The following is a 25,201-nucleotide window of genomic DNA, read 5'->3' on the forward strand; positions in this document are numbered from 1 at the left end:
CGGGTCAGGTCAGCCCGACGGTCTCGATGTCGCACTCGATGCGTCGCTGCCCGCGGGCGGCGTCCACCTCGGGATGATCCGGCCCGAACAGCGCCTCCAGCCCGGCGGTCGCCCCGTCGAGCAGCTCACGGCCCCGGGCCTCGTCGCCGACCTCGATCAGGTCCACCGCGGCGTTCACCGCGCAGTAGAGCGTGTACGGATGCTGTGGCCCCCGCAACCGGCGGGAGTCCTCGAGAATCGACGCGGACAGTTCCTGCGCCTGTGCCAGCCGGTGCGAGCGCACCAGGTTGATCGCCTGCGCGGAGCGAGCACTCAGCAGGTACGGATGGGTGACCGGCAACGCCTCCCCCATCGCCTGCAGGGTGGCCTCGCCGAGCGCCCGCGCATCACGGTCGAAGTTGCGGGCCCGCAGGATCACCCCGAGGTTGACCGCCGCGCAGAGCGTGACCGGATGCCGCTCCCCGAAGACGGTACGGAAGGTGGCGTGACCCTGGGTCGCCAGGGCGTGGGCCTGCGTGGCGTCGCCCGCCGCGCGCATCGCGTTGGCACAGGTCATACCCGCCTCCGCCGCCAGCACGTGGTCGGCCCCGAAGCGGCGGGTCACCGTGCGGTAGTTGGTGGTGCCCTCCGCCACGGCGGCGTCCAGTCGGCCGGTCTTGCGCAGGCAGGCGATGTGGATACAGGTGGCGCGCAGCACGGTGAGGTGTTCCGCGCCCAGCAACGACCGCTGCACCGGCAGGGACCTGTCCAGCAGCGCCAGCGCGTCCTCGTACCGGCCGAGCAGGTAGAGGTCGCGGGCCTGGGCTTCCTGCGCCAGCACCAGCGGGTAGGTGCCATCCTCCAGGGCCGCGCCGGCATGCCGCTCCACCTCGAGGTTGAGCTCGTACGCCCCCTCGAAGTCGCCGATCAGGCGAAGGTCGATGGCCATCGAATTCATCACCCGCAGCGTGCTCGGATGCCCGTCGCCGAGCACCCTGCGGTGGACGTCGAGGTTGCGCCGGTCCAGGTCGGCCGCGGCCGGGAAGTCGCCCGTCCGGCGCAGATCGGCACCGACGCTGTTGGCCGCGCCCAACGTGTACTCGTGCTCCTCCCCGAGGCTCGCACGCATCCGTTCCAACGCCTCGAAGCCGAAGTCGGCGGCACGGGGGTCGGCGAGCAGCCGCAGGGCGTCCGCGTATCGCCGCAGAGCCAGCAGGGTCAGTGGGTCGCCACTGCGCTCGCCACCCGGCTCCGGGTGGTCCCAGGCGGCCAGGATCTCCTCGGCGAAATCCCGGCAGCCTTCGAAGTCGCCGAGGTTGTAGATGTAGCGCAGCTGGTCCATCGCGGTACGACGGGCGTCGATGGCACCGTGGATCAGACCGGCGGGGCGGACGTGCGGCGCGATGTCGGCATGGCGCGGCCAGGTGCTCCGGTCGTCGGGGAAGCCGGGGTTGGCGGCGGAGAGCAGCCTTCGCGCGTTCTCCAGAGCGGTGTCGTCGCCCTGCTCGGCCAGCCCCTCCCGGATGACCGCCTGCACCAGCCGGTGCACCTGCACGTGCCGACCGGCGTTGTCCGCTTTCGCCAGACCGAACGACGCCAGTTGCCGGATGGCGCGGGCGATGTCGTTGCGCTCCTGCAGGATGGCGTGCAACGGGCCGGTCAGCTCGGCGCGGCGCCCCTCCCACAGCAGGCGCATCGGGACGGGCTCCGGGCTGAGGAAGGACAGCAGCTGGATCAGCTGGGCGGCGGCGGGGTTCTGCTCCCGCAGGGCGGCGAGCGCCATCGAGACGACCGTCAGCACGGTGCCCCGGTACTGCCGGGGCTGCCCCTCACCCAGCAACTCACGAGCGTGCTGCTTGAGGTCGGTGAGGTATTCGTCGACCGAGGAGAGCATCGTGAGCAGCCAGCTGGCCGCCTGTTCCAGGGCCAGCGGAAGGTCGCCCAGCTCGGCGGCGAGCCGGCGGGCGTCGTCGTCGGAGATCGACGGACGGCGCTTGCGCAGCAGCTCCACGCTCTCGGCGCGGGTGAACACGTCGACGTCCAGGGTCTGCGCGCTCGCCGACCAGGCCATGTTCCGCGAGGTCACCAGGACGTGGCCGCGTTCACCGACAAGGTTCGACGAGGGCATGAGCGACGCCAGCTCGTGGGGATCGTCGGCGTTGTCGTAGACCAGCAACCAGCTGAGCGAACTGGTGGACAGGGAGTCGAGCACCGTACGCACGGTCTGCTCGAGACTGGTGCTCGCCGGCAGGCCGAGCCGCTCGCCGAGGGCCGCGAGGGAGGTGCGCACCGCGCTGAGGTCCTCGGCGGTCATCCACCAGATGAGCTGGTAGCGGTCCGCGTACCGGTAGGCGAACTCGATCGCCAGCTGGGTCTTGCCGACTCCACCGACACCGCGCAGTGCGGCCTCCGGCAGCACCGAGGCCCGGTGCTGCGACGAGAGCAGCTCGTCGAGCTCGACCAGCTGCCCCTGCCGACCCGTGAAGTACAGGTTGCGCGGCGGGACGCCGCCCCGGATGAGAGTTCGGGAACGCTGGGGCGTCGTCTCCTCGATGATGATCGTCCTGCGCATGTCAGATTCAGGTTCCTCTCCACCGGCCTCGACCGGTGCCGCCTGTTGCGGGGATCGTAGCGACGCCCAGTGCGCCTTCGCAGCCACGCGCAGCTCGTCGAGGTCGGCGGTGCTGAGTCGCATGACCGCGGCGGCGTCCCGCAACCACTGCTCGATCGGCCTTCCGTCCGACTCGATGCCGGTGAGGACCAGCCCCGCCAACGCCACCGCCGCGGGTGCCGCCCACGCGCCCGTCGGCTGCCATCCGACGGCATCGACGAGCTCGACGAGGTTCTCCCGCGACAGCTGGGTGCCCGTGACCGCGGTGGCCGCCGCGGCCAGCACGTCGGTGGGCACGTCGGCCAGAAGCTGCGCCAGCAGCCAGGAGAGGTACACCTGCTGGGCGCCGGTGACCGCGGCGGCACCCGGATGGAAGTTGGAGATGACCTGCAGCAGCACCGGCACGCCCCGGGGCTCCTGCGCGCAGGCCCGCACGATGCGGTAGACGTCGTAGCGGACCTCGGCGTGCCTCGGCACCGACAGCGGCTTGCGCAGCTCCCCCTCCACCTCGTCGAGGTAGAGCGACCGGGTGTTCGCGTCGTTCATCGAGGTCAACGACAGCAGCGCCTCACAGATGGCCTGCACCTGAGCGGTCGGCATCCGGGGTGTCGTCACCGATTGTCCTCCGTACGCGTCAGCAGGCCCAGGCTCTCGGCAAGGTCGTGGAACGCCTTGACGGGCCTGCTGTCGTGCCCTTCCATCGCCAGCAGGACGTGATAGAGGGCGGGAATTCCATCGTCGTATTCTAAGCCCGTCCGGATCAGACTGAACATGTCGAGGCCGAGCGGCCCGAATGGGTGCACCGCACGCCACATATGCGGGGGCAGTGACTGGGTGACCAATTGACGGCTGTCAGGGTTGCGGAGTACGGGAACGTCTTCCAGCAGCCGGGCCAGCGCCATCTTCTCCGCGAACGAAACAGCTCCCACGGGCCGGCGGGCCGCCCCGGTCGCCGTCCGCCCGGCGGAGGGCAGCAGACCGGTCGGTAGCAGGCCGCTCGGGAGCAGGGCACGCCACAGCCGAACCGGAAGCATCCAGGCGACCAGTTGCTCGCCGACTCTCGTCCGGGCCATCACCATGCCCACCACGGCGCCGTCGGCGTCGTACACCCCGGCGCCACTGAAACCTCGGTCGATCCCCGCCGTCACCGAGGAGACCCGGTCCAGTTGGCGCCAACCGGTGGCGGCGTCGACCGGACCGACGGTCCGTGCCGTCACCACGACGGACGCCGGGGTGTTGGCCGGAAAACCCACGATCCGGACGTCGAACTCGTCGTTCCCACGGTCGGCAAGGGTGGCGGGAGCGGACGGCAGGGGTGTGGCGCAGCGCAGGACCGCCACGTCGCCGTCCCCCTCCGGGCCGACGCTGCGGGACCACGCCACCTCGGCGGTCACTCGCGCCTCGGGGTGGGCCGGGGTGTCGACGAGCAGCCCCGTCGGGTTCGACCCGGCGCCGTCGTGGACGACGTGCCAGCAGGTCAGCACGTGATCCGAGGTCAGTTGGATGCCCGCGCCGACGACCGACGCGGGCCGGCCGGCGAGCACCCGCACCCGACCGTCGAGCGGCCGGGTGCCGATCATCGGCGGCCCCGCGACAGGTCGACCTGGGCGCCGGGCCACCGGCGGCGGGCCGTGCCGTCAGCCATTCGCGGCGATCTCGTCCGACCCGGTCCGGTGTGCCCCCGCGCCCTGCCGGGAAGCGGCCCCGGCCGGTGCCTCGTCGAGGCCGTCGGTCCAGATCAACGTGACCTTCAGGTGGCCCTGCACGCTCGTCCGGGCGACCACGGCGCCGGCCTCCGCGGTGAGCGTCACGCCGATCTCGACCTCGACCTGACCGGGCCGCGCCGGCATCTCGCGGACCACCCCGAGCACCGCGCCGAGCGCGGGCTTGATCTGGGCCAGTGCCGTTTCCAGCGACTGCCGTGCGGGACGGATCCGGTCGAGCAGACCGACCCGTTCCAGATCGGTGCCGACGTGTTCCTCGACCAGCAGCACGCCCTGCTCGGATTCGAAACGTAGGAGATCTGCCACGCGAGGAATTCTCGCCGAGAGATCCTTCGGAATCGGTGTCAGATCACTGACAGTGGTCATTGACTACGCCCCGTGCCGACACGGGCATTCCTGCTTGCGACCGAGGTGGTTGCCCTGTCAGCCTGGCGGAATGTATGACACGGCGACCTTCGAAGATCTGCTCGTCGAAGGCGCGAGCGCGCCCGTCGATGGCTGGGACTTCTCCTGGCTCCAGGGTCGTGCGAGCGAACAGCGCCCGTCCTGGGGATATCTGAGACTCATCTCGGCCCGCATGGCGGCGGCCCGCGCCGCGCTGGACATCCAGACCGGCGGCGGGGAGGTCCTCTCGGAGGTGCCGAAGCTTCCACCGGTGACGGTGGCCACCGAACACTGGCCGCCCAACCTCCGGCTCGCCAGGCGCACCCTCGAACCGCGCGGCGTACGGGTCGTCGACGTCGCCGAGGACGCTCCGTTCCCGTTTCCCGACGAGAGCTTCGACCTGGTGGTGAGCCGCCATCCCAACGTGGTGCGCTGGGACGAGATCGCCCGGGTTCTGATCCCCGGCGGAACGTACCTGGCCCAGCAGATCGGGCCGGGCTCGAACCGGGAACTGGCCCAGTTCTTCACCGGTCCCCGCCCGATCGGCGACGAACGAAGCCCGGAGCGTGCGGCGGCCTCCGCCCGGGCCGCCGGCCTGGTGGTCGACGAACTGCGGCACGAGGCGCTGCGGACCACCTTCGACGACGTGGCCGCGGTGGTGTACTTCCTCCGCAAGGTCATCTGGGCGGTGCCCGACTTCTCCGTGGACCGATACCGGCCCCGCCTCGCCGACCTGCACGAGCACATCCGTCGCCACGGCCCGTTCGTGGCCCACGCGCAGCGTGTCCTGGTGCGAGCCCACAAACCGCAACGGTGAACCGGCCGCGGATGAACCGGGGCCGAGCGGGTAAGTAGCCGCCGGCCTGGTGGGGAGACGACCGGGTCGCGGGTCTGCCGCGATCGGGCGCGCGGACGGGCGGCGCTGGCCGGCCCGTCCGGGCGTACCCCGAGGGCTTCGTCGGGCGCCCGACCGGCCCACCGGGATCAGTTCGAGGTGACCCAGTTCCAGGCCGACACGACCCACTCGGTCTGCTGCAGCCAGGCAACACCGAGACCGGCCAGGAACACCGCCGTCGCCAGGTGCGCGCCGCGCGCACTGCGCCGGACCCGTCCCAGCTGCCGCTCCAGCACCACCCGGCCGATCAGACGGAACAGCGCGAACAGGCCGACCGCCACCAGCAGGCTCACCACCAGCACGAGGAGCGGGCCGGTCAGGTCACCCTGGCCGGAGAGCGCCCAGATCCCCCAGCACACGAACGCGAAGAGCCCGGCCGCGACGCTCCACTCGCCGCCGCGACGCAGTTGCGCCAGACGCCAGCTCAGCGGCCGGCGCGGCACCGCGTCGCCCGGCCAGCCGGTGCCGGTCGGCTCCTGCTCGACCACCGGGAACGGCTCGGTCCGCGGTGTGCGCGGCTGGCCCACCGAGGCCACGCCCCGGCGGAAACCGTCCCGCTGCGCCGGCACCCCGACGTCGCCCTGCGGTGGCACCTCAACGGTCCGCTCCGCCCACGGCTGCGTCTGGTCTGCCATTTCGCCCTCCCCCTGACCGGTGGCACGACCGCCACCTGAATGCGAGGGTAACCAGCCGGCAAACCGGTCGGGGAGCCCGTCCGGGGCCGAGCGCCGGCACGACGGTGTCGGAACCCACACCGGTGCGGGTACGGTCGCCTGATGGGTGACTCGGACCGACGACGACGGCGGCTGCGCCACCATCCCGACTCGGAACCGGCCGGGCGGGCCGCCGACAGCCCGGCGGTCAGCACGGCCGGGATGCACGACGGCGCGGAGCCGTCGCCGCCCCGCCGCCGCGGCCCGGCCGGCTCGGGCGGTCTACGCGGTCAGGCCGACGACCGCGACGGCGAGCGAGGGCTGCGCGGGTTGGTCGGCTCCGGCTCGTCCCAGGTGGGGTTGAGTGCCGCGCTGCGGGCCCGGGACGCGGCCCGGCCCACCGACGACGACCTCGCCGAGGCGGAGGCCCGGGTGGTGGTCGTCCGGCGCAACTGGGTGCCCCGCGAGGATCTTCCCCGCCCCCCACGCTGACCGGGTCAGGGCAGGTCGGGCAGCTGCCGGGTCAACTCGTACTCGGCCACCTGGGCGATCCGGCGGGCGTGCCGCTCGTTGCCGGAGAACGGGGTGCTCAGGAACGCCTCGACGATGGCCGTGGCCTCGTCCAGGGTGTGCTGGCGGGCGCCGACCGCGACCACGTTCGCGTCGTTGTGCTGGCGGGCCAACTGGGCGGTCTCGACGCTCCAGGCCAGCGCGGCGCGTACCCCGGCGACCTTGTTCGCGGCGATCTGCTCACCGTTGCCGGACCCGCCGATGACCACCGCGAGGCCGGTCGCGTCGGCCACCACCCGGTCGCCGGTGTGCAGGCAGAACGTCGGATAGTCGTCGTCCGGGTCGTAGCCGTGCGGGCCGACGTCGACCACGTCGTAGCCCTGCTTGGCCAGGTGGTTGGCCAGGTGCACCTTCAACTCGAAACCGGCGTGATCGGATCCCAGGTAGACGCGCATACCCGGAAGTCTGTCAGGCGGTCGTCTCCGACGCCGCAGCGGCGGCGTCGGGAAGCCGGGTTCGTCACACGGTCGTGGGTGCTCGCTCAGCGAGGCAGTTCGGCGACCACCAGACCACCGCGCGCCTTCGGGGTGAACCAGGTGCTCTTGCGAGGCATCTTCTCGCGGGCCAGGTTGACCGCCACGAAGTCCGCCACGGTCACCGGAGCGATCAGAATGGCCAGCTCGGCCCGGCCCGCGTCGACCTCACCGGTGAGCCAGCTCGCCGGGTAGTCACCACCGACATAGGTGATCCGCTTGTCGCCCGGGTCCAGTCCCAGCACGTCGCGCAGCAACAGCCGCTCGACCAGGGCGTGGTCCAGGTTCTCCAGGTGGCCGTCGGCGGTGGCGGGCAGGCGCACCGCGTACCCCTGGTCGGTCAGCCGAAGGTGGACGGTGCCGCCGGCCGCCGGGACCTCGACCGGGCCGGCGATCGGCTCGACCCCGGCGCCCGCCGCGCGCAGCCGGTCCAGCAGCTCCTCTGGCGTGGTGGTCAGCTCGCTGACCAGCCGGTTGTAGGGCTGGATGGCCACCGACGCGGGGGTGGTGACCACGGCCAGGAACTGCCGCAGCCCGCCGGTCTGGGCGGCCAGGCTGCGGTGGTTGCCGTCGGCGACCACCAGATCCCCGCCACCGGCGAGTGCGGTGAGCGCGTCCTGCTCGGGGCCCGGGCCGAGCAGCCAGATGGCGTGGGTGCGCCCCGCCTGGTCGGTGTCCGTGGCCGCGGGCACGCCGGCCGCGTCGCTCGCCGCCGCGAGCGCGGCGTGCAGTTCGTCGCCGCACCCGGTCTGCAGCAGGAGTACGGGCGAGAGCAGGTGCCCCAGCGCGTCGGCGAGCGCCACCCGCTCACGGACCTTGGCGGGAAAGACGTCCTCGTTGCGGATGACCAGGCCGGGCTCGTCGGCCCGGGTGGAGATCTGGTCGGTGTCCACCATCGCGAACAGCCCGTACGCGGACTCCTCGCCCGGCGCGCTGATCCGGTAGAGCACCACCACCTGCTCCGCCGGTGTGTAACTGCCGTCGGCCCTGGCCTCGGCGAAGCGGGCCACCGCGTCCGGCAGCGCGTCGAGGAACGACTTCCCCCGGCTCTCCGGCGCCCGGTGCGGCATCTCGATGCCGAGGGCACTGTGCGGGTTCGCCTCGATGATCGCGGTGATCTCCGCGTCGTCGGCGAACTCGTCGTAGTTCTGCGCGCCGGTGCCGCCGGTGGTGATCCAGGCCCGGGCGATCGGGGATACGACCGTCATGCCCGCTGACGCTACCGGCGACGAGGCCGGCACCGGCGGGGACCCGCACGGCGTCCACCAGATGAAAGTGCCGGAGCCTCGGGCGGCGGTCAGCCGGCGCGGCCGGAATAGCCGTTGTGCCGGCGGTGCCGGCCGGCGGCGGCGGCTCCGCCGTTTCCTCGGCGGCCGGTCGCGGCGGGGCCGGTGGTCGCGTTTCGTCGGGGTGCCGCGGGCGGCCCGGGCACGGGACGCGGCTCGGGTGGCGGCGACGGGACGGGTCGTGGGCTCAGCGGCGGCGTCGGCACCGGCCGCGGGGCGGCGGGCGCCGGCGGAGGCGGCGCCGGCTCGGCCGGCGCGGCCGCCGACGGCACGACCACCGACGGCACGACGGGCACGGGCGTCGGTGCGCCCGCTGACGGTACGACGGGCGTCGGCGGTTCGGCCGGCGCGGCGCCTGCGGTCGGTGTCGACGGGCCGGCCTGGCCGGTGCCGGGCGGAGGCCCGGGCGGAGTGAGGCGGGACGTTACCGGGACCCGGGCGACGCCGACCACGATGGGAGGCGCGAGCAGGTCCACCAGGTGGGCGGGCAGGTCGGGACGGACCGACGGCCAGCGGGAGTCGTCAACCGACCAGTAGGCCGCGCCGGGTGTCTCGATCACCCCCTGCGGGGTCAGCTGATCGTCACCGGACGCACGGTGCTTGGCCATCGGGATTGCCTCCACGAGCTGCGGTGCGGCCCTGCGGGTCGCTGCGGCGGACACCGAGGGAAACGACGCCGCCCGCCCACCGGTGACGCAGCAACCGCCGCCGACCGCGGGTCCGGCGGCGCGCCGAACGCGACGCGCCCCCGTTTCCGGGCAGTCGAGGCTGCCGGAGACGGGGGCGCGTCGCGGTCCTGGATCAGTCGAAGATCGGGCCCTGCTCGCGGGTGCGCTTCAGCTCGTAGAAGCCCGGAGCACCGGCGACCAGCAGGACGCCGTCCCAGAGCCGGCCGGCAGCCTCACCCTTCGGCGCCGGCGTGATCACCGGACCGAAGAAGGCGACCGGGCTGCCGTCCGGACCGGGCGCGTGGACGACCGGGGTGCCGACGTCCTGCCCGACCGGGCGCATGCCGGCCTCGTGGCTGGCCCGCAGCGCCTCGTCGTAGTCGGTGCTGTCGGCGGCCGCTGCCAGCGCCGGGTCCAGACCGGCGTCGGTCAGCGCGGCGACGTAGAGCTCCTGCCCCCGCTCCTCCTTGCCGAGGTGGATCCGGGTGCCGAGCGCGGTGTAGAGGGCGCGCAGGACGTCGCCGCCGTACCGCTGCTCGGCGGCGATGCAGATCCGCACCGGGCCCCAGGCGGTGCGAAGGAAGGTCCGGTATTCCTCGGGCAGCTCGTCCCGGCCCTCGTTCAGCACGGCCAGACTCATCACGTGGAAGCGGATGTCCACGTCACGAACCTGCTCGACCTCGAGCAGCCAGCGGGACGTGATCCACGCCCACGGGCAGGCCGGGTCGAACCACATGTCGGCGGTGACACGATCGGTCACGGTGAGGTCCCTTCGCGACGGGTGGCGCCGGCAGTCCGGCGTCTCTTCGAATCTTCACCCCGCAGCGCATCGACCGGCACCCGAATGAGAGCGTGACCTCGGCCACCGCGGGCTGCCCGTACATGGAAGACTCGGATCGGGCTGGCCGCCACGAGCGGTTGGCGGACGGGCGCCGCCGGGCGTACGGCGAGATGTGGGATGGAGACAAACAGTGCCGGGAGTGCGCAACCTGACGCAGGTCGAGGCGACCGAGCGGGCACGCCTGCTCGACGTGACCGGGTACGACATCAGTCTGGACCTGTCGACCGCCGTGCTGGCGGCCGACGGCCGCACGTTCTCCTCGACGACCGAGGTCAGGTTCCGCTGCGTCGAGCCGGGTTCGAGCACGTTCATCGAGGTGGCCGCCGACTCGGTGCGCTCGGCCACGCTGAACGGCGCCCCGGTCGACCTGTCGGGCTGGTCGGCCGAGAAGGGCCTGACCCTGTCCGGTCTGGACGCCGAGAACGTCCTCGTGGTCGAGGCCGACTTCGGCTTCTCCAACAGCGGGCAGGGCCTGCACCGCACGGTCGACCCGGTGGACGGCGAGACGTACCTGTACAGCCAGTTCGAGACGGCCGACGCGCAGCGGGTGTTCGCCTGCTTCGACCAGCCCGACCTGAAGAGCGTCTACACGTGGCACGCCATCGTGCCGGCGCACTGGCGGGCGGTGTCCAACATGCCGGTGCAGCGCGAGGAGCCGGCCGGCGAAGGCCTCAAGACCCTCCACTTCACCGAGTCGCCCCGGATGAGCACCTACATCACGGCGCTCTGCGCCGGGCCGTACCACGAGGTGCGCGACACCCACGACGGCATCGAGCTGGGCGTGTTCTGCCGGGCGTCGATGGCGCCCTACCTGGACTCCGACGATCTGTTCCTGGTTACCAAGCAGGGCTTCGACTTCTTCCACGAGAAGTTCGGGGTGCGCTACCCGCTGCCGAAGTACGACCAGCTCTGGGTGCCCGACTTCAACGCCGGCGCGATGGAGAACTTCGGCTGCGTGACGCACGCCGAGTCGCACTACCTTTTCCGCTCGCAGGTCACCGACTTCGAGTACGAGCAGCGGGCCAACACGATCCTGCACGAGCTGGCCCACATGTGGTTCGGCGACCTGGTCACCATGCGCTGGTGGAACGACCTGTGGCTGAACGAGTCGTTCGCCGAGTGGGCGAGCCACTGGTGCAACACCAACGCGACCCGGTTCACCGAGGCGTGGACGACGTTCCTGTCCATCCGGAAGAACTGGGGCTACCGGCAGGACCAGCTCTCCTCCACCCACCCGGTCTACACCGAGATGCCGGACATGGAGGCCGTCGAGGTCAACTTCGACGGCATCACCTACGCCAAGGGCGCGAGCGTGCTCAAGCAGCTCGTCGCGTACGTGGGTGAGGAGCCGTTCGTGGCCGGGCTGCGGGCCTACTTCGGCAAGCACGCCTGGGGCAACGCCACCTTCGACGACCTGCTCACCGAGCTGGAGGCCGCGTCCGGCCGGGAGCTGCGCAAGTTCGCCGCGCAGTGGCTGGAGACCGCGCAGGTCAACACGCTGCGGCCGGAGGTGACTCTCGGCGCGGACGGGACGTACGAGCAGGTGGTGGTGCGGCAGGAGGCGGAGGCGGCGTACCCGACGCTGCGGACCCACCGGATCGGCGTGGGCCTGTACGACCTGACCGACGGGCGGTTGGTGCGCCGCGAGCGGTACGAGGTGGACGTGGCCGGTGAGCGGACCGACCTCGCCGAGCTGCGCGGCGTCCGGGCGGCCGACGTGCTGCTGCTCAACGACGACGACCTGAGCTACACCAAGCTGCGCCTCGACGACCGTTCGATGGCCACCGTGGTGCAGCACATCGGCGGCTTCGAGTCGTCGCTGGCTCGGGCACTGTGCTGGACGGCGGCGTGGGACATGACCCGGGACGCCGAGCTGGCGGCCCGTGACTACGTGGCGTTGGCGCTGGCCGGGCTGCCGGCCGAGACCGACATCAACCTGGTCACCGCCACCCTGCGGCAGGCGACCACGACGCTCACCCTGTATGCCGACCCGGCGTGGGCGCCGACCGGTTGGGCCGACCTGGCCCGTACGGCCGGCGACGCGCTCGCCGCGGCCGCGCCGGGCAGCGGATTCCAGCTCGCCTGGGCGCGGGCATACGCCTCGGCGGCCCGCTCGGAGGACGACCTGGCCACGTTGCGCGGCTGGCTGGACGGCTCCGGCGCGCCGGACGGGCTGACGGTGGACACCGAGCTGCGGTGGGCCGTGCTGGGCGCACTGGTGGCCAACGGCGCGGCCGGCGCCGCCGAGATCGAGGCGGAGCTGGCAGGCGACCGCACCGCGAGCGGTGAGCGGGAGGCCGCCTACGTGCACGCGCTGGTGCCGACGGCAGAGAACAAGGCCGCTGTGTGGGACCTGCTGACCGGCCCGGAGGCGCTGCCCAACTGGCGACACCGGGCGTTGCTGCAGGGCTTCGCCCACCCGGCGCAGGTGGAGCTGGTCGCCCCGTACCGCGAGCGGTACTTCGCGGCTGTCGGTCAGGTGTGGGCCAGCCGGGACAGCGAGCCGGCGCAAGAGTTCGCCCAGCTGGCGTACCCGACCTACCTGGTGGAGGACGACACGGTGTCGGCCACCGACGCGTGGCTGGCCGGCGACGGGCACCCGGGCCCGCTGCGGCGGCTGGTCGCCGAGGGCCGTGACGGCGTGGTGCGGGCGCTCAGGGCCCGCGCGAGGGACGCCCAGTAGAGCTGAGCAGTGAGTACGAGGCCCGGCCCGCTGCAAAGCGGACCGGGCCTCGTCGTACGAGGAAGGGCTCAGCCCTTGCCTGCGTGGCTGGCGAGCTGGTCGAGGCCGTTGATGATGCCGCCGGCCAGGTCGCCGCCGCTGAACGCGCCGACCATGGAGAGCGCGGCCAGCTTGGCGTACGTGTCGGGGATGCGCTTGCGGGCGTGCCGCCCGGTGACGACCTCCAGCTGACGCTGGTTGGGCGACACCGCGATCAGCACCGACCTGTCGGGGTCGGCGAGCTGGTGGTGCAGCCGTTGGGCGTGCTCCCGGACCGGCTCGTCGAGGCCACCGACGAAGACCGAGAAGACCAGCCCGGTGCCCTGGTCGGCCAGGCGCAGCGCCTCGTCGATGCGCAGCAGCTGGCGGGTCGAGAACGGCCCGTCCAGTACGTCGGGAGGGGTGTCCGTCCCGTCCTGCTTCTCACCAACGGTCACTTGCGCCTCCGGTTCCGCCGGCCGGCGCCTCGACGCTGGCCTGCTCAAGCTTGTGGCTGGTCAGCGCCGGCGCCTGCGCGCCCGCGGCCAGCGCCGTGCCGGCCGAGTCGGCCAGCTGCTCCGGGCGGCCCAGGAACCAGACCGGAGTGAAGTCGAAGGGCCGGCCCGGCCGGTAGCGCTTGGCGCCACCGCGACCGCCACTCGCACCACCGCGACTACCGGCGTACGACAGACCGGCGATCACCAGCACCGCGGCTGCCGGGATGCCGACGAAAATCAGCAACGTCTCGGTAACAGACAATCCCAACGCCCCCAGGCGGAAGAAGGACCTCAGACAACCGGGTCGGATGGACGATCATGACGGCGACCGTCCGACTCCGTCGCCATTCACGTTAGCGGAGTCGACGGCCCGCCAGATTGCGGGGTGCCGATCCCATCCGCCACTGGAGTTCTCCAGTTGCGCAGCGGTCGCGATAAGTCGCGCGTCGTCGCCGAACCGACCGGTGAGCAGCACGCCGACCGGCAGGCCGTCGGTGGTGACGCCCAGCGGCAGGGACACCGACGGGTCGCCCGTGACGTTGAAGATGGCGCAGTACGGCGAGAAGCGACGTTGCCGGTCGAAGTCCGCCGCCGGGTCGGCGTCGGAGGTGAACCAGCCGACGGGTGCCTGCGGGGCGGCCAGGGTGGGACAGAGGAGCAGGTCGCAGCCGGCGGTGCGGCGGGCACCGAGGCGTACCTGCGCCTGCAACTCACCGAGCGTGGCGGCCAGGGTGCCGGCGGAGACCTCGGCGCCACGGGCGCGCAGCAGTCGGGTCAGCGGCAGCAGCTCCGACTCCCGCTGAGGTGGCACCGGGGCGAGCGCCAGCACGTACCAGATGATCTCGAAGAGCGGCCATGCCTCCGGCCCGAGCGGCGGCGCCACCTCGACCACCTCGTGGTCGGCGGCGGTGAGCAGCGCGGCGGCCCGGTCCACGGCGGCCACGCAGTCGGGGTGCACCGGCTCGTCGGCGAGCATCGGGGTGGTGAACCGACCGATCCGCAGCCGGCCCGGCGCGGCGTGGCGGGCGGCGGCCAGGTAGCCGTCGGGCGGCGCGGCCGGCGGCAGGTAGGGCTCACCGGGCACCGGCACGGCCATGACGTCCAGCAGCGCGGCGACGTCGGGAACGGTTCGCCCGAGCGGCCCGCTGGTGGGCAGGCCGAACGCGCCGGAGCCGAGCGGCCCGCCGGAGACCACCCCTCGGCTGGGTTTGTAGCCGACCAGGCCGCAGAGTGACGCCGGGATTCGCAGCGAGCCGCCGCCGTCGGAGCCCTGGGCGACCGGGACCAGGCCGGCCGCCACGGCCGCCGCCGCGCCGCCACTGGACCCACCTGCGGTGTACGCGAGCTGCCACGGGTTGCGGGCCGGTGGCGCGACCCGGCCCTCCGAGTAGAGCGAGCAGCCCAGCTCGGAGGTGGTGGTCTTGCCCAGACTGACCAGTCCGGCGGCCTTGATGAACCGGACCACGTCGGCGTCGACCGGCGGAATGAAGTCGACGAAGGCGGCCGAGCCGAAGGTGGTGCGGACCCCGGCGGTGAGGGTGAGGTCCTTGATCGCGGTCGGTACGCCGTGCAGTGGGCCGCGCTCCTCGACGGGCACGGCGTCGGCGGCGCGGGCGGCATCCCGGGCAAGCTCGGCGGTGACGGTGACGAACGCGCCCACCGTGTCGCCGAGCGCCGCTACCCGGCTCAGGTGGTGCTCGACCAGGTCGACGCTGGACAGCTCGCCGCGCGCGATGGCGGCGGCCTGCTCCAGCGCGGTCAGGTCGTGCGGCTCGGCCATGCCGTCATCCTGCCCGGCTCCGGCCCCCGCCGCACTCGTCACGCGCCGACGACCTGCCGACGGCCGGCCTGCGCCGGCGATGCCGGCCTGCGTCGGCGACAGCCGGCCTGCGTCGGCGACAGCCGGCCTGCGTCGGCGACAGCCGGCCTGCGTCGGCGACAGCCGGCCTGCGTCGGCGACAGCCGGCTCGCGTCGGCGACAGCCGGCCTGGGTCGGCAACGGCCGGCCCGCGTCGGCAACGGCCGGCCATGGTCCGTCACCAGCCTTTGCTCTGCTTCACCGCACGCACCAGCGAACGTCCGTTATCCGGACGCTCGACGGTGCGTGGAGTGAAGCAGAGCAAAGGCTGCTGAGGTGGTGGGTGCGGGGGTAGGTCCGCTGGCCGCGGTGCGACCGTCAGCCGTGCAGGAAGCGCCGGGCGTTGGCGGACAGCAGCTTGTCGCGCTGGTCGTCGGTGAGGAAGTCGGCCGCGTGGACCACCGCGCCGGCCGGCCGCTCCCCCAGCGGGTACGGGTAGTCGCTGCCGACCAGCACCCGGTCCTCGCCCATCGTGTCGACCAGCAACCGCAGCGCGGGCGGCGCGAAGACCACCGAGTCCACACTGAACCGGTCGACATAGCTGCTGGGCGGGGCCGCCGAGACGCCCCGGACCAGATCACCCCGACGGTGCCAGGCGTTGTCGGCGCGGCCGAGCCAGAACGGGAAGCTACCGCCGCCGTGTGCGAAGCAGATCCGCAGCGTCTCCGGCACCCGGTCGAAGACGCCACCCAGGATCATCGCCAGCACCGACAGGTGCGTCTCGGCGGGCATCCCGGTGAGCCAGCGGGCCATCCACCGGTCCAACCGGGGCCCGCCCGGCATGTCCCACGGATGGACGAAGACCGGCGCGCCGACCTCGGCACAGTGTTGCAGGAAGGCGACCACGCCGGCGTCGTCCAGGTCCCGGTCACCGACGTGGTTGCCGATCTCCACGCCGACGTGCCCGGCCGCGAGGCAGCGGTCGAGCTCGGCGCAGGCGGCGTCCGGATCCTGCAGCGGCACCTGGCAGAACGGCACCAGCCGGTCGCCGCCGGCCGCGGTGACCTCGAGCGTCAGGTCGTTGAAGATCCGGGCGACCTTTCCCGCCTGGTCGGCGGGGCGGTCGTAGCTGAAGAAGACCGGGGTCGGGGAGACCACCTGCACGGCAACGCCGTCGGCGTCCATGTCGGCCAGTCGCGTCGAGGCGTCCCAGCACTCGCCGCCGACCGGGCGGAACTCCGACTCCCCCACCATGATCATGGCGGCCCGCTCGGAGTCGACCCGCAGCCAGGGCCAGCCGGACCCGCCGCACGCTGCGCCGAGGTCCGGCCAGCCTTTCGGTACGACGTGCGTGTGCACGTCGACGACATCTGGCGCCATCAGCCCTTGCCCGGGTGCAGGGTCCCGCAGTTGCCGCACGTGCGCGCGGCCTCGTCGCCGTAGAACGCCTGGAACACCGGCGGCAGGTCGGCGGCGATGTCCCGGACCTGCAACTCCACCTCGTGCACCCTGTGCCCACACTCCGAGCAGTACCACTGGAACGTCTCGAGGGTGCCCTCCTCGCGGACCCGCTCCACCACCACACCGATCGAGCCGACCTCGGGCCGCTGCGGCGAGTGCGGGGTGTTGCGCGGCAGCATCCACATCTGACCCTCGCGCACGTGCACCGTACGCGGTCCCTCCGGGGTCATCAGGTTGATGTGCATGTTGCCCTTGACCTGGTAGAAGAACTCCTCGTACGGGTCCACGTGGAAGTCGGTGCGCTGGTTGGGACCGCCCACCACCATCACGATGAAGTCGTCGCCGCCGGGGAACATCTCCCGGTTGCCGACCGGCGGCTTCAGCAGGTGCTGGTTCTCCGCGATCCATCCCGGAAAACTGAACGGCTCGGCGATCTCACTCACTTCTGACCTCCGGGGGGAAGAAGGGCCACGGCCTGGATCTCGATGAGCAGGTGCGGGTGCGGCAACTGGTGCACCGCCACCGTCGTCCGGGTCGGCCCGGACGCGTCGAAGAACTCCGACCACACCTCGTTGTAACCACCGAAGTCGTTCATGTTGACCAGGTACGACGTCACCTGGACGAGGTCGGTCAGGTCGGCGTCGACCGAGCGCAGCAGGTCCCGGACGTTCTCGATGACGGCCCGCGTCTGCGCCCGGATGTCGAGGGCGGTGGTGCCGAACTCGTCGACGGACACGCCGGCGAACGTGTTGTCCGCCCGCCGCGACGACGTACCGGAGACGAAGACGAAGCCGCCCGCGACCTTGACGTGCGGAAACGCCCCCCGAGGAACGGCCTTGCCGGCCACCACCCGCGCGGTCATGACCGCGCCCGGAGCGAGGCGGTGCCCAGCTTCTCGACCACGGCCCGGACGTGCGCACCCGGCCGCAGCGGCACCGCGGCCGTGGCGGCACCGGCCAGGAAGACCCATCCGGACTGCAGCCGCACGCCGTGCCGACCGGCCAACCGGATGCCCTCGTCGAGCGCCCGACGGGGATCGCCGAGGATCGCCGCCGTCGAGCCGACCTGGACCACCCGGCCGTCCACCTCCAGCAGCACGCCGAGGTTGCCTAGCCCCGCCGGCACCGGTGACCACGGCCCCACCACGAAAGCGGCGGCCGAGGTGTTGTCGGCGATCACGTCCGGCAACGAGAAACGGAAGTCGGCGTACCGGGAGTCGATCAGCTCGATGGCCGGAGCGACCGCGCGGACCGCGCCGGCGAAGTCGCCGACCGGCTCGCCCGGCTCGGGCAGCCGGTCCAGCAGGAACGCCACCTCCGGCTCGACCCGCGGGTGGATGTACGCCGACGGGTCGACCAGGCCGCCGTCGGGCACCCGCATCGCGTCGGTGAGCCGACCCCAGATCACCTCGTCCACGCCGACCTGGGCCATCTTCGCCCTACTGGTCAGGCCCATCTTCAGCCCCACGAGCCGCTCGCCGGAGTCCAGTCGGCGCTGCACCAGCGCGGCCTGCACCTGGTAGGCGGTCGGCACATCCAGCCCCACCTCGGCGGCGAGCTGCGGGATGGCGGTGACCGTGTCGGCCGCCGCATACAGCCTCTCCGCGACGTTCACGACGTCCAGACCGATCACGATTCCCCCTTGGCGGCCAGGTCGAGCGCCACGTCCACGATCATGTCCTCCTGGCCGCCGACCATCCGGCGTCGGCCCAGCTCGACGAGGATCGAGCGGACGTCGACGCCGTAGCGCGCCGAGGCCCGCTCGGCGTGCCGCAGGAAGCTGGAGTAGACCCCGGCGTACCCCAGGGAGAGCGTCTCCCGGTCGACCTGGACCGGCCGGTCCTGCAGTGGGCGGACCAGGTCGTCGGCGGCGTCCATCAGCGCGAACACGTCACAGCCGTGCTTCCAGCCGTGCAGCTCGGCGACCGCGACGAAGACCTCCAGCGGCGCGTTACCGGCCCCGGCGCCCATGCCGGCCAGGGAGGCGTCGACGCGGACGGTACGGCCGGACGGGGAGCCGAGCGGTCCGGCACCGAGGATCCGGCCGTGCTCGACGGCCAGGACGCTGTTGGCCACGCCGAGCGACAGGTTGTGGTGGGCGTGGATGCCGATCTGCGTTTCCGGTGCCAACACCTGGCGGTACGCGTCGACCCGTTGCGCCACGTCGGACATCAGCAGCCGGCCGCCGGAGTCGGTGACGTAGACGCAGTGCGCCCCGTACGACTCCATGAGCCTGGCCTGCCCGGCGAGACCGGCCGGGTCGGACATGTGCGACATCATGAGGAACCCGGCGACGTCCATGCCGTTCTCCCGAGCCCAGGTGATGTGCTGGGCGGAGATGTCCGCCTCCGTGCAGTGGGTGGCGATCCGGACGCTGGTCACCCCGAGCGCCTTGGCCGCCCTCAGGTCGGCGATGGTGCCGATGCCCGGCAGCAGCAGCGTGGTGAGTCTCGCGCTGGTCAGCACCTCGGCGGCCGCGGAGATCCACTCAGCGTCGCTGGCGGCACCGTGGCCGTAGTTGACGCTGGAGCCGGCCAGCCCGTCGCCGTGCGCCACCTCGATCGCGGCCACCCCGGCCGCGTCCAGTGCGGCGGCGACCGTGCGCACCTGCTCGACCGTGTACCGGTGGGCGATGGCGTGCATGCCGTCGCGCAACGTCACGTCCTGGATGTACAGGTCGGTCATGCCACCGCTCCCTTCGCCCGCAGCGCGACCAGCCGCTCCGCGGTACGCAGCGCGGCGGAGGTCATGATGTCCAGGTTCCCCGCGTACGCCGGCAGGTAGTGCCCGGCACCGGAGACCTCCAGGAAGACCGACACCTGCAGTGCGGCGAGCTGCCGTCCGAGCGTCGGCACGTACGCCTCGACGCGGTCGAACTGCACGTCCTGCTTGAGCCGGTAGCCGGGAACGTACTCCTGCACGGTCGCCACCATGTCCGCCACCGAGGCGGCGATGGCGTCGGTGTCGGCGTCGGCGTCCGGGCAGAGGCAGTAGACGGTGTCGCGCATCAGCAGCGGCGGGTCCGCCGGGTTCAGCACGATGATCGCCTTGCCGCGTTCGGCACCGCCGACCACCTCGATGGCGCGGGCCGTGGTCTCGGTGAACTCGTCGATATTGGCCCGGGTGCCCGGGCCGGCCGAGCGGGACGCGATCGAGGCGACGATCTCCCCGTACGCCACCGGGGTGACCCGGCGCACCGCGGCGACGATCGGCACCGTCGCCTGCCCACCGCAGGTCACCATGTTGACGTTCGGCTCGTGCAGGTGTTCGTCCAGGTTGACCGGCGGCACCACGTACGGGCCGAGCGCGGCCGGTGTCAGGTCGACGACCGTACGGCCGTGCGCGCGCAGCACCTCGTCGTGACGGCGGTGTGCGCCGGCCGAGGTGGCGTCGAAGACCAGCTCGACGTCGGCGAACTCGGGCATCGCGACCAGGCCGTCCACGCCGTCGGCGGTGGTGGCCACGCCGAGCCGGCGGGCCCGGGCCAGGCCGTCGGAGGCCGGGTCGATGCCGGCCATCGCCACCATCCGCAGCTCGCTGCTGAGCCGCAGAACCTTGATCATCAGGTCGGTGCCGATGTTGCCGGAACCGAGCACCGCCACACCGGTCACTGAGGCTGTTCCTTCTTCCGGTCGCGACTGCGGGGCTCGCAAGACCGGCTCACTGCCCGCGCTCACTGGTCCGCCTTGCTGAAACAGGTCCGTACCGAGCCGAGCCCGGAGATCCGCGCCTCGTAGGCGGCGCCCGGGGTGACCGGCACCATCGGGCCGAGCGCCCCGGAGAGCACCACGTCCCCGGCGCGCAGTGGATCACCGGCGCGGGCGAGCGTGCCGGCCAGCCACGCCAGGGCGTGCAGCGGGTTGCCCAGGCAGGCGGCGCCGGCACCCACCGACACCGGCTCCCCGGCGTGCTCCAGCACCATCCCGCACAGCCGCAGGTCGACGTCGGCGAGCCGGCGGGGCGACGTGCCGAGCACGAAGAGCCCGCTGGAGGCGTTGTCGGCGACGGTGTCCACGATGGAGATGTCCCAGGCGGCGATCCGCGAGTCGACGATCTCGATGGCGGGCAGGACGTGGTCCACGGCGCGGATCAGGTCGACCGTGGTGATCTGCGGGTCCGGCAGGTTCCGGTCGAGCACGAAGGCGATCTCCGCCTCGACCCGCGGCTGGAGCAGTCGGTCGATGTCCACCTCGACGCCGTCGCCGACGGCCATCGCGTCAGTCAGCATGCCGAAGTCCGGTTGGAAAACCCCGAAGGTCTCCTGCACCGCCCGGGACGTCAACCCGATCTTCGCGCCGACCCGGCGCTCGCCGCGGCCCTGCCAGGCCCGCGCCTGCAACTGCTGCACGCGGTACGCGGACTCGACGTCCCCCTCGGGCAGCAGCCTTCCGCGCAGCGGCGGACACGGCTTCCCGGTGCTGCGGGCGTCGGCCAGCTCCCGGTTGGCGGCCTCGATGTCAGCTTTCATGCCCGCTCCCGCATTCGGTGCGCTCACGACAGGTCCACGCAGACGTTCGTGAGCTCGGAGTAGAAGTTCAGCGAGTGCACGCCGCCCTCGCGGCCGATGCCGGATGCCTTCACCCCGCCGAATGGGGTGCGCAGGTCGCGCAGGAACCACGTGTTGACCCAGACGATGCCGGCGTCCAGCCGAGCTCCGGCGCGGTGCGCGACGCCCACGTCCCGGGTCCACACGGTCGCCGCCAGGCCGTACTCCGTGCCGTTCGCCAGGGCGTACGCCTCGTCCTCGGTGTCGAACGGTGCGACGTGCACCACCGGCCCGAAGATCTCCTCACGGTTGGTGCGGGCGCTCGGGCCGAGCCCGGTGAGCACCGTCGGCTGCACGTACGACCCGCCGTCGCGGGCGTCACCGAAGGTGGGCGTGCCGCCGCCGGTGAGCACCTCGGCGCCCTCGGTGCGGGCCAGCTCGTACGCGCCGAGCACCTTCGCCCGGTGCTGCTGCGAGATCAGCGGCATGGTGGCGGTGCTCTCGTCGGTCGGCCAGCCGTACGCCAGCTCGCCGGCCCGCTTGGCGAGCCGGGCGGTGAACTCCTCGAAGACCGGGCGCTGCACGTAGAGGCGTTCGGTGCAGAGGCAGACCTGCCCGCCGTTGGTGAAGCTGGAGCGGACCGAGCCGGCCACGGCGGCGTCCAGGTCGGCGTCGGCGAAGACCAGGCCGGCGTTCTTGCCGCCCAGCTCGAAGCTCACCGCCTTCACGCCGTCGGCCGCGGCCCGCATGATCGCGCCGCCGGTGGCCGACTCGCCGGTGAAGGTGATCGCGTCGACGCCCGGGTGGCGGGTGAGGAACTCACCGGCCGAGTCCGGCCCGAACCCGTGCACCAGGTTGAACACCCCGGCCGGTACGCCGGCGGCGGCCATCACCTCGGCGAGCAGCGTCGCCGAGGCGGGCGTCTCCTCGCTGGGCTTGACCACGACGGCGTTGCCGCAGGCCAGCGCCGGGGCCACCTTCCAGGTGAGCAGCAGCAGCGGCAGGTTCCACGGCACGATGACCGCGACCACGCCGACCGGCTTGCGCAGCGCGTAGTTGAGCGCCCGGCCGCCCGTCGGGGTGACCGTGGTGAACGACTCGGTGGGCGCGGTCGACACGATCTCCGCGAACGCCCGGAAGTTCGCCGCGCCGCGCGGGATGTCCAGCGTGCGGGCCTGGGCGATGGACTTGCCGGTGTCGGCGACCTCTGCGGTCACCAGGTCGTCGAAGCGGCGTTCCAACTCGTCGGCGACCCGACGCAGCACCTCGGCGCGCTCGCGCTCGCCGAGGCGGCCCCACGGCCCGCGCAGCGCGGCCCGGGCGGCGGCCACCGCGTCGTCCACCGTGGACCGTGACGCCTCGACCACCTCGAAGACCGGCTCCCCGGTCACCGGGCTGGCCTTGGGAAACGTCCGTCCACCGTCGACGAACTCACCCGCGACGAAGTTGCGCAACCGCTTCGGGCCGTCCGGCGCGTGACCGGTCATCAGCCGTGGATCCCAGGTGCCGGTCACGCGCGCCTCCCTCGCCCCAGTGCCGCGCCGATCGCGCCGACCAGCAGCAGCGCGGCCCCGCCGACGACCGCGCCGAGCACCCGGTGCTGTCGGCGCACCCGGCGGCGAACCTCGGCATACGGCGTGGTGGAGAAGGACACCAGCTCGTACTGGGAAACGTACCGGCCGGGCAGCGCCCGTTCCAGTGCGTGCTCGACCTCGCGGCGGAGCTGGAAGACCGGGGAGGCGACCCGGTCCCGCATCTCCACGAAGTTGGTCAGCGCCATCTGCGCGATGGCCTCGGTGTTCTCCTGCCGGCGTCGCTGGAACAGCGGCAGCGCCGCCAACCAGTCGTCGGCGCACTCGTCCAGACAGCGATCCAGCTCCACGACGTCCTCGAAGGCGCAGTTTGCGCCCTGGCCGTAGAACGGCACGATGGCGTGCGCCGCGTCGCCGAGCAGGGCGACCGTCCCGTTGACCTGCCAGGGAGCGCAGCGGACCGTCCCGAGCACACCCACCGGGTTGTGCTGGTAGTCGTCCACCAGGTTGGTCGCCAGTGCGATGACGTCCGGATAGTGCTCGGCGAAGTGCTTCTCGATCGCCGCTGGGCTGTCCAGGGCGGCGAAGCTGCCGGCGCCCTCGTTGGGCCAGAACAGCGTGCAGGTGAAGGAGCGGTCCGGGTTCGGCAACGCGATCATCATCGAGGTGCCGCGCGGCCAGATGTGCAGCGCATGCTCCTCGAGCGCGAAGTCCCCGCCCAGCGGCGGGATCGTCAGCTCCCGGTAGCCGTAGTCGAGGAAGTCCACGCTCTCCCTCAGCAGCCCGTGCGCCAGCAACTGCCCCCGCACAGCGGAGCCGGCGCCGTCGGCGCCCAGCACCACCGACGCCTTGGCGCTGACCGGTCCCTGCGGGGTGTCGAAGCTCAGGCCGCCGTCGGTCGGGTCGAGCCCGACCAGCCGGTGGTCGAAGACGATCCGCACCCCGGGCAACGCGGACGCCGCGTCCAGCAGGGCATTGTTCAGCGCGCCCCGGCTGATCGAGTTGATCGCCCGGTCGCCGGCCGCGCTGTACGACTGGAACTGCGGCTCCCCCTCGACCGGGTGGATCATCCGGCCGCGCATCGGCAGCGCGTCGCTCATCACCTGCTCAGCCAGGCCGATCCGGCGCAGCGCGTCCAGCCCGCGCTCGGAGAGCGCCAGGTTGATTGAGCGGCCCCGCTCGGCCGTGCCGGCGCGCGGGTCTCCCCGGCGCTCGTAGAGGGCCACCGGGTAGCCGCGCCGGGCCAGGAAGCAGGCGGCCAGGCAGCCGGCCAGCCCCGCACCAATGATCGCGATCTCGTCGCGCCGAGCGGTCATGAGGTGACCCCGACCGTCGCGGCGAGCGCCACGGCGGCCCGCCAGCAGTCGTGGTACGTGGAGTAGAGCGGCACCGGGGCGAAGCGCACCACGTCCGGCTCGCGGGCGTCGGCGATCACGCCGTACTCGTGGCGAAGCCGCTTGGTCAGCTCGGCGGCGCTGCCGGTGCCGATCCGCACCGAGAGCTGGCACCCACGCCGGGCCGGATCGCGCGGGGTGACCACGCGCAGCGGCCGGTCGGCGGTGACCTCGTCGAGCAGCGACTCCAGCCAGCCGGTCAGCCGCAGGCTGCGGGCGCGCAGCGCCGGCATGCCGACGGCGTCGAACAGCTCCAGCGAGGTACGCACCGGGCCCATCGCGAAGATCGGCGGGTTGGAGATCTGCCAGGCCTCCACGGTGGCCGGTGGCCGGGACACCGGCGTCATCTCGAACCGGGTGGCCGCCGCGGTGCTCCACCAGCCCTCGAAGCGGGGCAGGGCCTCGTCGCCGAGGTGGCGCTCGTGCACGAAGACGCCGGCCAGCGCACCGGGCCCGGAGTTCAGGTACTTGTAGGAGCACCACGCCGCGAAGTCGACGTCCCAGTCGTGCAGGGCCAGCGGTACGTTGCCGGCGGCGTGGGCCAGGTCCCAGCCGACCACCGCGCCGGCCGCCCGGCCAGCAGCCGTGATCGCGGGAATGTCGAGCAGCTCGCCGGTCAGGTAGTTGACCCCGCCGAGCAGCACCAGCGCCACCCGGTCGCCCTCGGCGGCCAGGTAGCCGGTCACGTCCTCGGTGCGCAGGGCGTCCTCGCCGGGGCGCGGGCGCAGCCGGATGACCGTGTCGTCGGGGTCCAGGCCGTGGAACCGGGCCTGGCTGCGCACCGCGTAGCTGTCCGAGGGGAACGCGGAGTCCTCGATGACGATGCGGGTGCGGGCGCCGGCCGGGCGGTAGAAGCTGACCATCAGCAGGTGCAGGTTGACGGTGAGCGAGTTCATCACCACCGTCTCCGCGGGCCGGGCACCGACCAGTCGGGCGGCCGGTGCCGTCAACAACTCGTGGTACGGCAGCCAGGCCCGCTCCGCCTCCAAATGACCCTCGACGCCCAACTGCTGCCAGGCGTGCAGGTCGGCGAGGAGTTCGGCGCGGGTGGCACGGGGTTGCAGGCCGAGCGAGTTGCCGGCGAGGTACGCCGACTCGGGGTGGCTGCCGCCGTCCGAGGGTGGGACGTGGAACAGGTGGCGGTGGCCCGGGTCGGCCGCGTCGAGGCGGAGCGCCTGGGCTTCGCCGGCGGCGGAGACCAACGGCTCAGCCTCAGCTTCAGGGGTCGTCATGGCGTGTTCTCGCTCTC

At 72.5% G+C, this 25,201-nt stretch carries 24 protein-coding genes; 3 read left to right on the forward strand and 21 right to left on the reverse strand.

Annotation, left to right across the window (positions count from 1 at the left end; all coding sequences use genetic code 11):
- Positions 1-4: 4 nt before the first annotated feature.
- Genes fxsT through ACLJN9_RS12860 form a run of 3 tightly spaced genes read right to left on the reverse strand, consistent with a single transcriptional unit; the run spans position 5 to position 4,620 of the window.
- Positions 5-3,205: an FxSxx-COOH system tetratricopeptide repeat protein gene (fxsT, locus tag ACLJN9_RS12850; protein ID WP_410811473.1), complete on the reverse strand. Its 3,201-nt coding sequence runs from the start codon at positions 3,203-3,205 to the stop codon at positions 5-7.
- Complete coding sequence (locus ACLJN9_RS12855) at positions 3,202-4,170, reverse strand: trypsin-like peptidase domain-containing protein (RefSeq protein ID WP_410811474.1); 969 nt, start codon at positions 4,168-4,170, stop codon at positions 3,202-3,204. The genes fxsT and ACLJN9_RS12855 overlap by 4 nt, the downstream gene beginning before the upstream one ends.
- Before the next feature lie 57 nt (positions 4,171-4,227).
- On the reverse strand, positions 4,228-4,620 hold the full coding sequence (locus ACLJN9_RS12860; RefSeq protein ID WP_410811475.1) for a CU044_2847 family protein: 393 nt from the start codon (positions 4,618-4,620) through the stop codon (positions 4,228-4,230).
- Between the two features lie 130 nt (positions 4,621-4,750).
- On the opposite strand from ACLJN9_RS12860, the gene ACLJN9_RS12865 reads away from it, so the two are divergent.
- On the forward strand, positions 4,751-5,515 hold the full coding sequence (locus ACLJN9_RS12865; RefSeq protein WP_410811476.1) for a class I SAM-dependent methyltransferase: 765 nt from the start codon (positions 4,751-4,753) through the stop codon (positions 5,513-5,515).
- A gap of 167 nt (positions 5,516-5,682) precedes the next feature.
- On the opposite strand, the gene ACLJN9_RS12870 is transcribed toward ACLJN9_RS12865, so the two are convergent.
- Complete coding sequence (locus ACLJN9_RS12870; protein ID WP_410811477.1) at positions 5,683-6,228, reverse strand: hypothetical protein; 546 nt, start codon at positions 6,226-6,228, stop codon at positions 5,683-5,685.
- Between the two features lie 141 nt (positions 6,229-6,369).
- Here ACLJN9_RS12870 and ACLJN9_RS12875 point away from each other — a divergent pair, with 141 nt between their 5' ends.
- On the forward strand, positions 6,370-6,738 hold the full coding sequence (locus ACLJN9_RS12875) for a hypothetical protein (RefSeq protein ID WP_410811478.1): 369 nt from the start codon (positions 6,370-6,372) through the stop codon (positions 6,736-6,738).
- Between the two features lie 5 nt (positions 6,739-6,743).
- Here ACLJN9_RS12875 and ACLJN9_RS12880 read toward each other — a convergent pair whose 3' ends face one another.
- The 4 genes from ACLJN9_RS12880 to ACLJN9_RS12895 all read right to left on the reverse strand — a co-directional run bounded on the left by ACLJN9_RS12880 (position 6,744) and on the right by ACLJN9_RS12895 (position 10,003).
- Positions 6,744-7,211, reverse strand: coding sequence for a ribose-5-phosphate isomerase (locus tag ACLJN9_RS12880; RefSeq protein WP_410811479.1), 468 nt, complete (start codon positions 7,209-7,211; stop codon positions 6,744-6,746).
- A gap of 86 nt (positions 7,212-7,297) precedes the next feature.
- The gene (locus ACLJN9_RS12885) at positions 7,298-8,497 is read right to left on the reverse strand and encodes a DUF1015 family protein (RefSeq protein ID WP_410811480.1); all 1,200 of its coding nucleotides are present in this window, start codon (positions 8,495-8,497) and stop codon (positions 7,298-7,300) included.
- Positions 8,498-8,586: 89 nt separating this feature from the next.
- Positions 8,587-9,183, reverse strand: coding sequence for a hypothetical protein (locus ACLJN9_RS12890; protein ID WP_410811481.1), 597 nt, complete (start codon positions 9,181-9,183; stop codon positions 8,587-8,589).
- Positions 9,184-9,376: 193 nt separating this feature from the next.
- A complete protein-coding gene (locus tag ACLJN9_RS12895; protein ID WP_410811482.1) occupies positions 9,377-10,003 on the reverse strand; it encodes a disulfide bond formation protein DsbA in 627 nt (208 codons plus the stop codon).
- Between the two features lie 220 nt (positions 10,004-10,223).
- On the opposite strand from ACLJN9_RS12895, the gene pepN reads away from it, so the two are divergent.
- A complete protein-coding gene (pepN, locus tag ACLJN9_RS12900) occupies positions 10,224-12,767 on the forward strand; it encodes an aminopeptidase N (RefSeq protein WP_410811483.1) in 2,544 nt (847 codons plus the stop codon).
- A 68-nt stretch (positions 12,768-12,835) separates the two neighbouring features.
- On the opposite strand, the gene ACLJN9_RS12905 is transcribed toward pepN, so the two are convergent.
- The 13 genes from ACLJN9_RS12905 to kynU form a co-directional block, all read right to left on the reverse strand.
- Positions 12,836-13,243 (reverse strand): DUF5130 family protein, encoded by a 408-nt coding sequence (locus ACLJN9_RS12905; RefSeq protein WP_410811484.1) that lies wholly within the window; start codon positions 13,241-13,243, stop codon positions 12,836-12,838.
- Positions 13,230-13,526: a hypothetical protein gene (locus ACLJN9_RS12910; protein ID WP_410811970.1), complete on the reverse strand. Its 297-nt coding sequence runs from the start codon at positions 13,524-13,526 to the stop codon at positions 13,230-13,232. The genes ACLJN9_RS12905 and ACLJN9_RS12910 overlap by 14 nt, the downstream gene beginning before the upstream one ends.
- A 72-nt stretch (positions 13,527-13,598) precedes the next feature.
- Positions 13,599-15,062 carry an amidase gene (locus tag ACLJN9_RS12915; RefSeq protein ID WP_410811485.1) on the reverse strand — a complete coding sequence of 488 codons (1,464 nt, stop codon included), beginning with the start codon at positions 15,060-15,062 and terminating at the stop codon, positions 13,599-13,601.
- Between the two features lie 396 nt (positions 15,063-15,458).
- A complete protein-coding gene (locus tag ACLJN9_RS12920; protein ID WP_410811486.1) occupies positions 15,459-16,460 on the reverse strand; it encodes an amidohydrolase family protein in 1,002 nt (333 codons plus the stop codon).
- Positions 16,460-16,984, reverse strand: coding sequence for a 3-hydroxyanthranilate 3,4-dioxygenase (locus ACLJN9_RS12925; protein ID WP_410811487.1), 525 nt, complete (start codon positions 16,982-16,984; stop codon positions 16,460-16,462). The genes ACLJN9_RS12920 and ACLJN9_RS12925 overlap by 1 nt, the downstream gene beginning before the upstream one ends.
- Entirely contained in the window at positions 16,981-17,403 is a 423-nt protein-coding gene (locus ACLJN9_RS12930) for a RidA family protein (protein WP_410811488.1), read from the reverse strand. Before ACLJN9_RS12930 ends, ACLJN9_RS12925 begins: the two co-directional genes overlap by 4 nt.
- Positions 17,400-18,173, reverse strand: coding sequence for a 2-keto-4-pentenoate hydratase (locus ACLJN9_RS12935; protein ID WP_410811489.1), 774 nt, complete (start codon positions 18,171-18,173; stop codon positions 17,400-17,402). Before ACLJN9_RS12935 ends, ACLJN9_RS12930 begins: the two co-directional genes overlap by 4 nt.
- A complete protein-coding gene (dmpG, locus tag ACLJN9_RS12940; protein ID WP_410811490.1) occupies positions 18,170-19,225 on the reverse strand; it encodes a 4-hydroxy-2-oxovalerate aldolase in 1,056 nt (351 codons plus the stop codon). Before dmpG ends, ACLJN9_RS12935 begins: the two co-directional genes overlap by 4 nt.
- Positions 19,222-20,151 (reverse strand): acetaldehyde dehydrogenase (acetylating), encoded by a 930-nt coding sequence (locus ACLJN9_RS12945; RefSeq protein ID WP_410811491.1) that lies wholly within the window; start codon positions 20,149-20,151, stop codon positions 19,222-19,224. Before ACLJN9_RS12945 ends, dmpG begins: the two co-directional genes overlap by 4 nt.
- Positions 20,152-20,213: 62 nt before the next feature.
- Complete coding sequence (locus ACLJN9_RS12950) at positions 20,214-21,008, reverse strand: 2-keto-4-pentenoate hydratase (protein WP_410811492.1); 795 nt, start codon at positions 21,006-21,008, stop codon at positions 20,214-20,216.
- A 23-nt stretch (positions 21,009-21,031) separates the two neighbouring features.
- On the reverse strand, positions 21,032-22,513 hold the full coding sequence (locus ACLJN9_RS12955; protein ID WP_410811971.1) for a 2-hydroxymuconic semialdehyde dehydrogenase: 1,482 nt from the start codon (positions 22,511-22,513) through the stop codon (positions 21,032-21,034).
- Between the two features lie 23 nt (positions 22,514-22,536).
- A complete protein-coding gene (locus ACLJN9_RS12960) occupies positions 22,537-23,874 on the reverse strand; it encodes an FAD-dependent oxidoreductase (RefSeq protein ID WP_410811493.1) in 1,338 nt (445 codons plus the stop codon).
- Positions 23,871-25,184 (reverse strand): kynureninase, encoded by a 1,314-nt coding sequence (gene kynU / locus ACLJN9_RS12965; RefSeq protein WP_410811494.1) that lies wholly within the window; start codon positions 25,182-25,184, stop codon positions 23,871-23,873. The genes ACLJN9_RS12960 and kynU overlap by 4 nt, the downstream gene beginning before the upstream one ends.
- Positions 25,185-25,201: the final 17 nt, after the last annotated feature.

Source organism: Micromonospora sp. 067-2 (assembly GCF_046549295.1).
Taxonomy (GTDB): Bacteria; Actinomycetota; Actinomycetes; order Mycobacteriales; family Micromonosporaceae; genus Micromonospora.

Bases quoted from the DNA above. Each gene is read 5' to 3' on its own strand.
- ACLJN9_RS12855 (WP_410811474.1), bottom strand. From the start codon at position 4,170: ATGATCGGCACCCGGCCGCTCGACGGTCGGGTGCGGGTGCTCGCCGGC.
- ACLJN9_RS12880 (WP_410811479.1), bottom strand. From the start codon at position 7,211: ATGCGCGTCTACCTGGGATCCGATCACGCCGGTTTCGAGTTGAAGGTG.
- ACLJN9_RS12950 (WP_410811492.1), bottom strand. From the start codon at position 21,008: ATGAAAGCTGACATCGAGGCCGCCAACCGGGAGCTGGCCGACGCCCGC.
- ACLJN9_RS12875 (WP_410811478.1), top strand. From the start codon at position 6,370: ATGGGTGACTCGGACCGACGACGACGGCGGCTGCGCCACCATCCCGAC.
- ACLJN9_RS12870 (WP_410811477.1), bottom strand. From the start codon at position 6,228: ATGGCAGACCAGACGCAGCCGTGGGCGGAGCGGACCGTTGAGGTGCCA.
- dmpG (WP_410811490.1), bottom strand. From the start codon at position 19,225: ATGACCGACCTGTACATCCAGGACGTGACGTTGCGCGACGGCATGCAC.
- ACLJN9_RS12955 (WP_410811971.1), bottom strand. From the start codon at position 22,513: ATGACCGGTCACGCGCCGGACGGCCCGAAGCGGTTGCGCAACTTCGTC.
- ACLJN9_RS12890 (WP_410811481.1), bottom strand. From the start codon at position 9,183: ATGGCCAAGCACCGTGCGTCCGGTGACGATCAGCTGACCCCGCAGGGG.
- ACLJN9_RS12920 (WP_410811486.1), bottom strand. From the start codon at position 16,460: ATGGCGCCAGATGTCGTCGACGTGCACACGCACGTCGTACCGAAAGGC.
- ACLJN9_RS12885 (WP_410811480.1), bottom strand. From the start codon at position 8,497: ATGACGGTCGTATCCCCGATCGCCCGGGCCTGGATCACCACCGGCGGC.
- ACLJN9_RS12960 (WP_410811493.1), bottom strand. From the start codon at position 23,874: ATGACCGCTCGGCGCGACGAGATCGCGATCATTGGTGCGGGGCTGGCC.
- ACLJN9_RS12865 (WP_410811476.1), top strand. From the start codon at position 4,751: ATGTATGACACGGCGACCTTCGAAGATCTGCTCGTCGAAGGCGCGAGC.
- ACLJN9_RS12915 (WP_410811485.1), bottom strand. From the start codon at position 15,062: ATGGCCGAGCCGCACGACCTGACCGCGCTGGAGCAGGCCGCCGCCATC.
- kynU (WP_410811494.1), bottom strand. From the start codon at position 25,184: ATGACGACCCCTGAAGCTGAGGCTGAGCCGTTGGTCTCCGCCGCCGGC.
- ACLJN9_RS12930 (WP_410811488.1), bottom strand. From the start codon at position 17,403: ATGACCGCGCGGGTGGTGGCCGGCAAGGCCGTTCCTCGGGGGGCGTTT.